The sequence below is a fragment of the Salegentibacter sp. BDJ18 genome, assembly GCF_017579965.1.
GTDB lineage: Bacteria > Bacteroidota > Bacteroidia > Flavobacteriales > Flavobacteriaceae > Salegentibacter.
Genome location: NZ_JAFLQX010000018.1, coordinates 1 through 12,343 on the forward strand (window position 1 = coordinate 1; position 12,343 = coordinate 12,343).

Sequence of the window (12,343 nt, forward strand, 5' to 3'; positions counted from 1 at the left end):
ATAAATATTCTCCCCACTATAATTTAATACTTTGCTTGTACTTTCCATAACTTGAGTCTTTTAAGTTTTGATCAGGTAATTTAATAACTGTTCTTGACTTATGGATTACAAACATAAGGGCTATTCAACATCTTTTACACACCTAAAACCTAAATGTTCCAATCCGCTCTCGGGAGTAGAGCTCATTCTTGCCGCATTCCGGTAACCGGTGCAATAAGATTCGCTGCATAAAAAAGAACCTCCCCGAATAACTTTTTGTTGTTCGGGATTAAAATATTCTTTAAAGAAGCCATCTGTGCGCTGTTCTAATTTTGAATACGCATTTGGATAATAGGTATCCAAAACCCATTCCCAGGCATTTCCAGAAATTTCGTAGAGCCCGAAAGAATTGGGAGGAAAACTCTTTACCGGGGCGGTTTTTTCAAAACTGTCCTTTATCTCATTAGAAACCGGAAAATCTCCCTGGTGGAAATTCACATAATCGATAGCTTTTTCAAAGTCATTTCCCCAGTGGTAGATCTCATTTTCTTTCCCGCCCCTGGCCAGGTATTCAAATTCTGCTTCGGTAGGTAAACGTTTTCCGGCCCATTTTGCATACGCCATAGCATCATACCAGGAAACCTGTACTACGGGATGATTTTCTTTGTTTTCAATAGAACTTTCTGAACCTTGCGGATGTTTCCAGTTGGCACCTTCTTTAAACTTCCACCAGGCCTGCGGATTTTTAGCATCAAAAACCATGGCACCGGGAGGAAAAGTTTTACCGTTAATTTCAAAACTACGTTCGGCGGTAGTAACGTAACCCGTTTCTTCTACAAATTCTCTGAATTCAGCATTAGTAACCTCAGTTTCATCTACCCACAATGCTTTAATAGTTTCTTTATGCTGCGGAAATTCATCTCGCCGGGCTTGTGGCGAATTTCCACCCATCATATATTCCCCTCCTTCAATCTTTAGCATTCCAGAGGTTGAAACCGAATCGCGTTTTTTTATTTCGGCAATTTCTTCCAGATATTTTTCATGGTAGGATTTTTCGGTTTTCTGAATATTTTCTTTAGAAGATTCAGCAGGTTCATTTTCTTCATTTTTACAACTAAAAAATGAACAGAAAAGACAAAGGAGAACGAAGTATTTTAGAAAGGAGAAACGCATTAACTGATTTTCGGCTAAAGATAAACAAGTGTGGTAAATACTTAAAATTAATTGAAGCTGCTAAGGCTGGTTTTATTTATTGTAAAAGCTTTGGAAGCAAAAAGAATACTACAATCCCGTTGTTCATGGCGTGCATGGTTATGGGCCAGAGCAGGCTTCCGTTTTCGACTTTTATTTTTCCGAAGAAATACCCGGCGATAATTCTTGGGAAAATTAAAAGGAATAAAATCAGGTCAAATTGCCAACCTTCAACGTAATTCCAGATATGAACCAAACCGAAAAGAGCAGCGGTTAGTAGCCATATAAACTTATAATTTCGGTAAAGAATTATACGAAATATTCTAAGAAATCTTGAAGGTTTTAGAGATTGTAAGAACAGAAAAATGATAATAGCCGATAATATTACCAGGCCATATTTAAGTAAAGAATGCGCTTCCTGCGGAATAAAACCCAGGCCTACAAAAGCAAGCACCGCACAAATAAAAATATAGATTTCTGTAAAAGACGGTTTAATGAGGGTTCTAAACATACTTTCTTCCAAAAGGGGCGCTATAATAACCGCCATAAGAATAAATGCCAGCGGACTCTCATCCATTAGATTGAAAAGTTCAGTTTGCTGGTATTTCTCGAGGTCTAATTCTGGTAAAAATGTATTTAAAAATCCCAATAAAAAGAAAAACAGAAAATAAGTCCCAATCATGAACCAGTAATTGCGAAAAAGATTGCTGACTTTTGGTGGGATGTTTAGGAACTGCAAAGTCTTAGATTTGATTATTGCTGCAATTTAATACTGTATGATATTTTAAGCCACGAATTCATGAATTTTTTCTTTTTGAATTACAGGCAATCCAAAACGGAGAACTAAAACCGAGAACCGATTAAGAAAAGATTACCACGTCGGCTATCGCCTCCTCGTAATGACGTTAGTTTTTTTTCAAAAGTTTCAACCATAAACTACAAGCTGAAAACCAACAACCGATAACCCATAACTGACAACAGTTTAGCAATCGCTTAAATTCACTTTAACTGCAAGTCCGCCTTCTGAGGTTTCTTTGTATTTTGAATTCATATCTTTTGCGGTGTCCCACATTGTTTCAATCACTTTATCCAATGGAACTTTTGCCTTGGTAGCGTCGCTTTCCAGGGCTATTTCAGCTGCGTTAATGGCTTTTATGGCGCCCATTGCGTTTCTTTCAATACAAGGTACCTGAACTAAACCTGCAATAGGATCGCAGGTCAATCCAAGATGATGTTCCATTGCGATTTCTGCGGCCATAAGCACCTGTTCCGGAGTTCCGCCAAGTAATTCTGTTAATCCGCCGGCAGCCATTGCCGAGGATACGCCAATTTCTGCCTGGCAACCACCCATCGCGGCAGAAATCGTGGCGCCTTTTTTAAAAAGACTGCCAATTTCACCGGCAACTAGCATAAAGCGTTTCATATCTTCAAAAGTGGCTTCGTGATTTTCTATCACCATATAATACATCATTACTGAAGGTACGGTGCCGGCACTGCCATTAGTTGGCGCGGTTACTACACGACCCAAAGATGCATTTACTTCGTTTACGCTAATGGCAAAACAACTTACCCATTTAAGGATTTGTCTGAATTTTACCTCAGTTCTTCTAATAGCGGTTATCCAATCTTCGGGAGAATCATATTTTTCTTCACCAATAAGGCGCTGGTGCATTTCAAAAGAACGGCGTTTTACGTTGAGTCCGCCGGGAAGTGTTCCTTCGGTATGGCAGCCAATGAACATCGATTCCAGCATCACATCCCAAATTTGTTTTAAGCCGGCATTTATTTCTTCTTCAGTTCTAAGGGATTTTTCATTTTCCAGAACTATTTCAGAAATAGGTTTGTTTTCAGCTTTGCAATAGGCTAGGAGTTCTGTAGCTTTTTCAATAGGAAAAGGAAATTTTAAAAAGCTTTTCATCTTATTACTAGCGTTTTTACGCTCTTTCTTTACAACGAAACCACCGCCGATAGAATAAAAAGAAGAAGAGGTTTTTTTACCGTTTTTCAGTTTAGCCCGAAATGTCATTCCGTTGGGATGAAACTCAAGGAATTTCTTGTTAAACTTTACATCCTCTGCAATGCTAAAATCGATCTCTTTTTCGCCGTTAAATTGAAGTTTTTTTGTTTCTCTAATCTTTTGAATTTCAGTATCAATTATAGAAATATCCATAGTTACAGGATCGTGACCACAAAGTCCTAGAACAGTGGCAATATCTGTAGCGTGACCTATTCCGGTAAGGGATAGAGAGCCATAGAGATCTATATGTATATGTTCTACGTCATCAAAAGTGTCTTTTTGCTTTAATTCTGCAATCCAGCGTTGTGATGCCCGCCAGGGACCTAAAGTATGAGAACTGGAAGGGCCTACGCCCACCTTCAACATATCAAAAACACTAATACATTCAATTTTTCGCATTGTATAACTCCTATTTTACTGCAAAAATAAGGATTTGTTAGTATGAAGTAGAATGAATTGAAGAAATATTAAAACGATTTCGTAATCTTCGAAGCGCAGATTTGGCAAGTACTTTTAGGAAAAAATGACAACCTGTCATAAGTTTTCTGCTGGCATAATGATTGACTTTAACACCTCGAAGAATTGAAATCAATAATATAAAATTCAACCTATAAAGTTATGAGTAAAATAATTGGAATTGACTTAGGTACTACCAACTCTTGCGTTGCCGTAATGGAAGGTAACGAGCCTACGGTAATACCTAATGCCGAAGGAAAAAGAACTACACCTTCTGTAATCGCATTTGTAGAAGGTGGCGAAATAAAAGTTGGTGACCCGGCTAAGCGTCAGGCAGTAACTAACCCAGAAAAAACTATTTCGTCTATTAAACGTTTTATGGGGAACAAATATTCTGAATCTTCTAGAGAAGCAGGAAGGGTTCCTTATAAAGTAGTAAAAGGTGATAATGATACTCCACGTGTAGATGTGGATGGAAGAAAATATACTCCGCAGGAACTTTCTGCAATGGTACTTCAAAAAATGAAGAAAACCGCAGAAGATTATCTTGGACAGGATGTAACAGAGGCGGTAATTACCGTACCTGCATACTTTAACGATTCTCAGCGTCAGGCTACAAAAGAAGCTGGTGAGATCGCAGGATTGAAAGTAAGTCGTATTATAAACGAGCCTACTGCAGCTGCATTGGCTTACGGACTTGATAAAAAATCTCAGGATCAAAAAATCGCTGTATATGACCTTGGTGGTGGTACATTTGATATCTCTATCCTTGAATTAGGTGATGGTGTATTTGAAGTATTATCAACAAATGGTGACACGCACTTAGGTGGTGACGATTTTGATGAAGTTCTAATCGATTATCTTGCAGATACTTTCCAGAAAGCTGAAGATATTGATCTAAGAAAAGACCCAATGGCACTTCAGCGTTTAAAAGAAGCTGCTGAGAAAGCTAAAATTGAGTTGTCTTCTTCAAGTCAAACTGAAATTAATTTACCTTATGTAACGGCAACTTCAAGCGGACCAAAACACCTTGTAGAAACTATTAGCCGTTCTAAATTTGAGCAGTTAGCTTCAGAATTAGTTACTCGTTCTATGGAGCCTGTTAAAAAAGCACTTAGCGATGCAGGTCTTTCAAAAAGTGATATCGATGAGGTAATTCTTGTTGGTGGTTCTACCCGTATTCCTAAAATTCAGGAAGAAGTAGAGGCATTCTTTGGTAAGAAACCTTCTAAAGGTGTAAACCCAGATGAGGTTGTAGCAATTGGTGCTGCTATCCAGGGTGGTGTATTAACAGGAGATGTAAAAGATGTATTGTTACTTGATGTTACTCCACTTTCTTTAGGTATTGAAACTATGGGAGGAGTTAACACTAAATTAATTGAATCTAACACTACGATTCCAACCAAGAAATCACAAACATTCTCTACCGCGGCCGATAATCAGCCTTCTGTAGAAATTCACGTGTTGCAGGGTGAGCGTCCAATGGCGGCAGATAACAAAACAATTGGTAGATTCCACTTAGACGGAATTCCACCAGCGCCAAGAGGAACTCCTCAAATTGAAGTGACTTTTGATATTGATGCCAATGGTATCATTAAAGTAAGCGCTACCGATAAAGCAACCGGAAAATCTCAGGATATCCGTATCGAAGCTTCTTCAGGATTAACAGAAGAAGAAATCGAAAAAATGAAGAAAGAAGCTGAAGCAAATGCTGATGCCGATAAGCAAGCCAAAGAAAAAGTAGATAAGCTTAATGAAGCTGATGCTATGATTTTCCAAACTGAAAAGCAGTTAAAAGAATTTGGCGATAAGATTTCTGAAGATAAGAAAAAGCCAGTAGAAGAAGCTTTAGAAGAATTGAAGAAAGCTTACGAAACTAAAGAGCTGGATAAAATTACTCCTGCTTTAGACAAATTGAACGAAGCCTGGAAAACAGCTTCTGAAGAAATGTATAAAGCACAAGCTGAAGCACAAGGCGGACAAGGTGGACCACAACAAGGTGCTACCGGAGCCGAAGGCGGCCAGCAAGCTGGAGGAGACTCTAAAAGCGGAGACGACGTAGAAGATGTAGATTTTGAGGAAGTGAAGTAAGAAGAGAGCCATTTTTCATAGCGCTTTGCGCTAGAGAAAAATGTGCGAATCGCTTATCCCGAACTCGCTTCGGGATCTTAAAAACTCAAACTCACATCTGAGCAATAAAAAAAAGCGCAATCATTAATTTGATTGCGCTTTTTTCTTTTTTGCACGCAACCATTTGGTAATTTTTGCATCTACTATATAAATACTAATAATTATGAAGAAATTGATTCTATTAACATTATTCTTTTCAGCAACGATAATTTCTTGTACCAATAATGATGATGAAGTAATTGCAGATTCACAACTAGAAGTTCAAAACGCTTGCACTGCAGAAAACCCATTAGATTTAGAATGGATGCAGGATTTAATTACCGAGTTAAATTGTGGAGAATATGCCTGTAAGGTTGCTATTTTAAAAAGTGAATATGAAGGTGAAACAGTTTTTTATACTCTAGTAAACGACCCGAGGTGTAATTCTGTAGGCGTTAGGCACCTTTATAACTGTTTTGGCAAAAAGGTAAAAGAGTTTACAGACGAAGAAAGCCGGGCGTTTTCAAATAACGTAGAACGCGAAGTTGAGGAAATCTTTAGTTGTAATGGATAGATGATTAAATCTTAAGAAACCCAAATTTGCAAGAATTGTGTTTTAACTCAAAAATGTATAATACAAATACACGAAATTAAACACCACTAAAAGAGCAAAACAAATCAAGCTGAAAACTCTATAATTCTTTCCCGGGCAGTGTTTTTCAGGCATTTGCTTTCCTGTAACTAATTTATAATTAAACCAGGCTAGAAATGGTGCAGATAGAAATGAAAGTCCGGCGGCGAAATCTACCAAAATGGTAAAAGAACCAGAAAGAAAATACAAAATAGAAAGCGAAAGAACCGGGATAATGAAAATGGAAATTCGGTAAATTTTCCATTTCTCTTTTTTGTCTTCAGGTTTTTCTTTTTCTGGGTTTTTTAATTCAGAAATTACTCTCGGGTAAGCATCAGTAACTGTTAGAACGGTACTTAACATGGTAACAAAAGCTGCTACAGAGATCAAAGGCTTGCTCCATTCCCCAAGGGTTTTTCCATAAAGTTCTACCAACTGGCTCGAGAATTCCACGCTGTTGCTGGAAAACGAAGTACCACTGCCAAACATGACTAAAACGCCTAGCAAAAAGAATAATAATCCAATAAAAGCAGCCGAAAGGTAGCCCACATTAAAATCGGCGAACGCACCTTTTACAGAAATTTTCTGTTTATTCTGCACCGCCTTTTCTTTGGTCCAGATGGAGTGCCAAACCGAAGCATCTAATGGAATAGGCATCCAGCCCATAAAAGCAATCATAAAGCCCAAACTGGCAATAGTCCATAGCGAAGGCGGTTCGGTATTAACTGCATCATTCACTGTACCGGCGCCAAAAGCCATAATTACAGCAGCAAGAGTGGCAAAGGTCAATAAGGTGACGATCACCTTCATACTTTTATCCAGGCCGGGATATTTTCCTATTAAAAGTAAAGCGATACACGCAATAAGAATAATACCACTCCAAAGAAAAGGCGACCAGCCAAAATTGAACAGTCGCTCGGCTAAACCTGCGGTAACAATAGTCACCGCAGCCTGTATAATAAACATACTGCCTGCGGTGATCAAAATATAGATCCAGTAAGGAAATTTACCGAGTTTTTTATAGCCGGTAATTAAATGCTGTCCTGTACCTGCGGCAAACCTGGGGCCAAATTCAAGAAACGGATATTTTGAAATGCAGGCTATAATCAACACCCAAATTAAAATAAACCCATAATCTGCACCTGCTCGAGTGGCTTGTACTAAATGAGAAACTCCAATAGCCGCTCCCGCCAATAAAAAGCCGGGACCAATACTTTTTAAAATAGATGTTTTGGAATAATTAGTTTTTTGCTTCATTAAATAGCTTTATTGGTCCTTAATATACTATTTAAGGTAATCGAGAAGTGAATTTAAGCAAATTCCGCAATAAGTTCTGTATTTACTTCGTGTCCGCCTTTATAGGTTTTGATCTCAAGGTTTCCAGGGAATAGTTCTTTCAATCGTGTTTCTTCAACTTTAATAATACCTTCCTTTAGGTATTCATCTTCAATCCCGTAAATAAAAGTAAAGTCTGTGTTTTTTAGAAACTGAAAATCCTCAGTCTTTAATTCCGTAGGAACTTTTCCGGAATGCATAATTAATTCGTCGCAATTTATCTTTCGTTTCGCAATCCAACGTGTTGCCACCGATACCCCCTGGGAATAGCCTAAAATTATCAACCTTGGCGCATCTTTAAGATCTTCAGCCTTATAAACTTCGTCCAGATAGTTAAGCACATTTTCTGTTTCGGCTTCAGTACGCTCTTTGGTTAGCCAGGAGGCACCCACATGTTTGTACTCGTTTTTGAGGTAATATTTAGATTGCGCCTGCGGAGCGATAATATAATTTTCTTCTGAATTTAAATGCTGAAAATGCCTTAAGAAATACCTACTCAAATAACCAATTCCGTGGCAAACGATCCAAACCGTTTTCGTGTTTTCAGTAAAATCATTTAGAACACTGTAAGTATTGGTGATTTGATAAGAAAGCTGCTTTTCGGTACTCATTATTTTATGTGATTTTTAATGGGAAACCCTCAGTGGAATAGCGAGATTTTCTCATTAAATTTGAAATATCTTCGAAGATAATATTCTTAACCCCCTGTGACCTTTTCTTATTGCAATACACCCTCATGTAATGCAATAAATTTCACCCCGGCAATTTGTATTCACAAAACTAATTAATACTAATTATTATGGAAATTTTTATAAGAAGATTATTCTTATCGTTCCTCCTATGCGTTATTTGTTTTTCGTGTAGTGAAGAGGAAGGTGTCCAGGAAGTTTCAGAAAAAGCTACGCTATCTTTTAGTCCTATTCTTAATGATCTGCTACGAAACCAGCAAAATAAACAGGAAGCTACCGAGCTTCCAGCGTGTTCTGATGATACCCCTTCCTATGTAGAAATTATTTTATTGCGAGGTGAAGAAGAAGTCGTAGGTACTTCTGGAGATCCTTTTGCAATTGATTTGGTTTCTGATGAAAATTATACTGAATATAGTCCTGAGCTTGAACTTGAACCGGGAACGTATACTTTAGATCATTTTGCCGTGTATAATTCTGAAGGAGGTCTTATTTGGCTTGCTCCAAAAGGAGGTGCAATTGGAGATTTATTACAGAACACTTTACCTTTAGACATTAATCTTCGTAGTGGAGTTAAAAAATATGTAGATGTAACGGTGGTTTGTTTTGATGATAGAATTGTGAATGAATATGGTTATTTATTTTTTGATCTTATTCCCACCGAAATATTTGAATTCTGCTTCTTCGCAAATTACTGCAATGAAGCCGGAAGACATTATACCGCAGCTTATAGCGTAGATATCTGGTTAGGAACAGACGATAGTGGAACTCCGCTTTATACCGATGTAGAAAATGCAAAATCTGCTGAAGATGAAGATCCCTGGGCCGATCCATTATGTTTCGATTTACCTAATTTACAGGATTACGACGATGAGGAACCATATCTATATTATGAGGTTACTCTTAAGGGATGGCCAGATGTATATGGCGAAGTTTCAGAGATAATTATTGATGGTACGTTGAGTAGAGCCAATATTCAGGCCAATTTTGACGGGGATGATAATGTAGAATACGAGCATTTATTTTTTGGTTGTGGAGATGATGACGAACCATTAGACTCCGATCAGGATGGAATTCCCAATAGTGAAGATAATTGTCCAAATGTACCAAACCCAGACCAGGCAGACGAAGATGAAAATGGTGTAGGTGATGCCTGTGAAAGTGGATCAGATGATGATGGCGATGGTATCCCTAATGATATTGATCAATGTCCAGATACAGATCCCGGAGTAGAAGTAGATGAAGTTGGATGTGAAAGTATCCGGGTTCCCGGCAGAGATGTGGTTGTATTAAACGATATAAATATATTTGATAATACCGCTCTGGAAGATCCCGATAATGTGAGATTTGTTCAAAACCTCGTTAATTATACCACTACGGGAGTAAGGAACGGTGGAGATGTAGTTTGGATAGATCGCGGGCGCAATGCAAGATGCTACAGCAATGGCGAATGTACTGAAACCGGATGGGCTACCACCGAATCTGTTATTGAAGATGAAGGTTTTACCGTAGAGAGTATTTTCTCAACGGTAGGCTCTTTAACAAGCATTCCTTCAGATGTTAAAATAGTGATGCTGGTCATGCCAACTTCTCAATATACGGTAGACGAAATCAATACTTTAAAGCAATTCGCGGCCGATGGTGGAAGAATAATTTTTGTTGGTGAGTATGATTCCTTTTATGCAAATATTGAAGTCGAAAATCAATTCCTTGCAAATATGGGCGCCGTTTTATTCAATAGTGGAGGACGAGTTGATTGTGATTATACCATATTACCTTCAACATCCAATAGAGATCACCCTATTATGGCAGGTATAGAAGACCTAACCATTGCTTGCGCTTCTGTAATAGAACCTGGAGATGGAGACTTCGCCCTGTTCTATGACACTACAAATACTTTAGTTCTTGGGGGAGTAGCAAAAATTGATACAACACCAATAACTGAACTTAAGCAGGTAGCAAGATCGAAACTTAGAGCAAAAACCACACGTATATCTAATCAATCTTCGTCTACAGGATATTAATAACTAAAATTTTAAACAAATAAAAAGCCGCTCTATAGCGGCTTTTTTTTATGTAAGATTAAAAATTTGTTTTAGCATCTTAGGTCTTTCTCAATGCTTATTTTTATTTCAGGGTTTCGTACTTTTACGATATAATCAATAATTTGAATGATGACTAATGAAGAAATTCTGGAGCTTTCCAAAAAGGTGTGTAAAAATACGCTTATGGAAACCCTGGAAATTGAATTTACTGAAGTTGGGGAAGATTATTTAATTGCAAAAATGCCGGTTAACTCAAAAGTGCACCAGCCCGATGGCGTGCTGCACGGTGGTGCCAGTGTAGCTTTGGCTGAAAGCGTTGGCAGTATGGCCAGTTATGTTTTTTTAGATACTGAGGAGTTTTTTATTCGCGGTATTGAAATTTCTGCCAATCATTTAAAAAGTATTGCTGAAGGTTTTGTGTTTGCCAGGGCTTCTTTTATCCATAAAGGCCGAACAACGCAGTTGTGCGAAATAAAAATTACTGACGAAGCCGATAACCTGATTTCTATCGTAAAACTTACTACCATAGCATTGCCAAAAAAGAAATAGAAAATGAACAACGAAGAGTTTTTTATAAAATTGGAAGAACAAATTCAAAGCGGAAATCCTTTTGTAGCCTATAGAAACCCCGGATCTAAAAACGAATTGACCAAAGCTTTGCTTCAGGATTCAGCTGAAACATATAAAACCGACGATTTTACCGAAAATGGATTTGTTTTTGCTCGCTTTGAAAATACTGAAAACGCATTTCTAATCCCTTCAGAAAATGCCGAAATAATCACTACAGAATATTCGGCTGAAAGCTCTGAAGAAGTAGAAAAAGAAAATCAGGAATTTCCCCCTGCTTATACTAATTCCGAAGCCAGAATTAAACACGAAGAATTGGTGGAAAAGGGAATTGAAGCCATAAAAAAAGGAGAAATGAAAAAGGTGGTTTTGTCACGTAAGGAAGACGTGCAAACCCAACTTAAAGCGATGGAGATTTTTAAGAATTTGCTTAAAAAATATAAAACTGCTTTTGTGTATTTCTGGTTTCATCCTCAAACCGGGATTTGGTTGGGTGCCACGCCAGAAACTCTTTTAAACGTAGAACGAGAAAAATTTAAAACTATGGCCCTGGCCGGAACCCAGGCCTTTGAAGGAACTTCATCTGTAAACTGGGAAGAAAAGGAAATTGAGGAACAACAAATTGTTACCGATTCGATTTTGGAGAATCTGGAACATAAAGTTTCGGGGAGTATTCATAAATCTGAGCCCTATACTTCCAAAGCTGGGAATTTGCTGCATTTACAGACCGATATTACAGGAATGTTAGATCCTGAAAAATCCAGTCTTAAAAGCTTGATTTTTGCTTTACACCCAACTCCGGCTGTATGCGGACTTCCGAAGAAAAAAGCCCAACAATTTATTTTAGAGCATGAAGCTTATGATCGCGAATTTTATTCAGGCTTTTTGGGAGAATTGAATATGAAAAAGGAGGTAAAGCGAAATAACAATCGCAGAAACCAGGAAAATCAAGCTTATGGAAGCATCCTAAAACAAACTTCCCTTTTTGTGAATTTACGTTGCATGAAATTGGAAGGCGGAAAAGCCAGGTTATTTATTGGTGGTGGGATTACCAAAGATTCCAGTCCTGCAGATGAATGGCAGGAAACCGTAAATAAATCGCATACCATAAAATCTGTACTTGTTAAATAAGGTCAAAACCTGCTCCCAAAATGTTTTTGAAATTGTAATTTTGGGTGAAATTAAATTGCCTGTCGTCATTCTGAACTGGTTTCAGAATATAGGTTTTTAATTAGCTTAGAACCTGAAACAAGTTCAGGTTGACCTTATATCAAAATTATAGACTTCACAGGTTTTTAAAACCTGTGAAGTCTGGGATTCAACTCTA

General features: G+C 37.8%; 9 protein-coding genes and 1 pseudogene. 5 read left to right on the forward strand and 5 right to left on the reverse strand.

The window, feature by feature from the left end; genetic code table 11:
* Window positions 1-120: 120 nt before the first annotated feature.
* The 3 genes from J0871_RS09930 to J0871_RS09940 all read right to left on the reverse strand — a co-directional run bounded on the left by J0871_RS09930 (window position 121) and on the right by J0871_RS09940 (window position 3,586).
* Complete coding sequence (locus J0871_RS09930) at window positions 121-1,152, reverse strand: formylglycine-generating enzyme family protein (protein WP_208225080.1); 1,032 nt, start codon at window positions 1,150-1,152, stop codon at window positions 121-123.
* A gap of 76 nt (window positions 1,153-1,228) precedes the next feature.
* Window positions 1,229-1,852, reverse strand: coding sequence for a CPBP family glutamic-type intramembrane protease (locus tag J0871_RS09935; RefSeq protein WP_208225081.1), 624 nt, complete (start codon window positions 1,850-1,852; stop codon window positions 1,229-1,231).
* A gap of 300 nt (window positions 1,853-2,152) precedes the next feature.
* Window positions 2,153-3,586 (reverse strand): L-serine ammonia-lyase, encoded by a 1,434-nt coding sequence (locus J0871_RS09940; protein WP_208225082.1) that lies wholly within the window; start codon window positions 3,584-3,586, stop codon window positions 2,153-2,155.
* Between the two features lie 219 nt (window positions 3,587-3,805).
* Here J0871_RS09940 and dnaK point away from each other — a divergent pair, with 219 nt between their 5' ends.
* A complete protein-coding gene (gene dnaK, locus J0871_RS09945; protein ID WP_208225083.1) occupies window positions 3,806-5,734 on the forward strand; it encodes a molecular chaperone DnaK in 1,929 nt (642 codons plus the stop codon).
* A gap of 202 nt (window positions 5,735-5,936) precedes the next feature.
* Window positions 5,937-6,326 (forward strand): hypothetical protein, encoded by a 390-nt coding sequence (locus J0871_RS09950; RefSeq protein ID WP_208225084.1) that lies wholly within the window; start codon window positions 5,937-5,939, stop codon window positions 6,324-6,326.
* 42 nt (window positions 6,327-6,368) lie between these two features.
* Here the strand turns inward: J0871_RS09950 and J0871_RS09955 are convergent, their stop codons facing one another.
* Together J0871_RS09955 and J0871_RS09960 are read right to left on the reverse strand one after the other, a co-directional pair.
* On the reverse strand, window positions 6,369-7,640 hold the full coding sequence (locus tag J0871_RS09955) for a divalent metal cation transporter (RefSeq protein ID WP_208225085.1): 1,272 nt from the start codon (window positions 7,638-7,640) through the stop codon (window positions 6,369-6,371).
* Between the two features lie 53 nt (window positions 7,641-7,693).
* A complete protein-coding gene (locus J0871_RS09960; RefSeq protein WP_208225086.1) occupies window positions 7,694-8,329 on the reverse strand; it encodes an esterase in 636 nt (211 codons plus the stop codon).
* 1,130 nt (window positions 8,330-9,459) lie between these two features.
* Here J0871_RS09960 and J0871_RS17310 point away from each other — a divergent pair.
* The 3 genes and pseudogenes from J0871_RS17310 to J0871_RS09975 form a co-directional block, all read left to right on the forward strand.
* A pseudogene (locus tag J0871_RS17310) lies at window positions 9,460-9,618 on the forward strand (thrombospondin type 3 repeat-containing protein); the annotation flags it as partial.
* A 957-nt stretch (window positions 9,619-10,575) separates the two neighbouring features.
* Entirely contained in the window at window positions 10,576-10,998 is a 423-nt protein-coding gene (locus J0871_RS09970; protein ID WP_208225088.1) for a hotdog fold thioesterase, read from the forward strand.
* Between the two features lie 3 nt (window positions 10,999-11,001).
* Window positions 11,002-12,147, forward strand: a complete 1,146-nt coding sequence (locus J0871_RS09975; RefSeq protein ID WP_208225089.1) for a chorismate-binding protein — start codon at window positions 11,002-11,004, stop codon at window positions 12,145-12,147.
* Window positions 12,148-12,343: the final 196 nt, after the last annotated feature.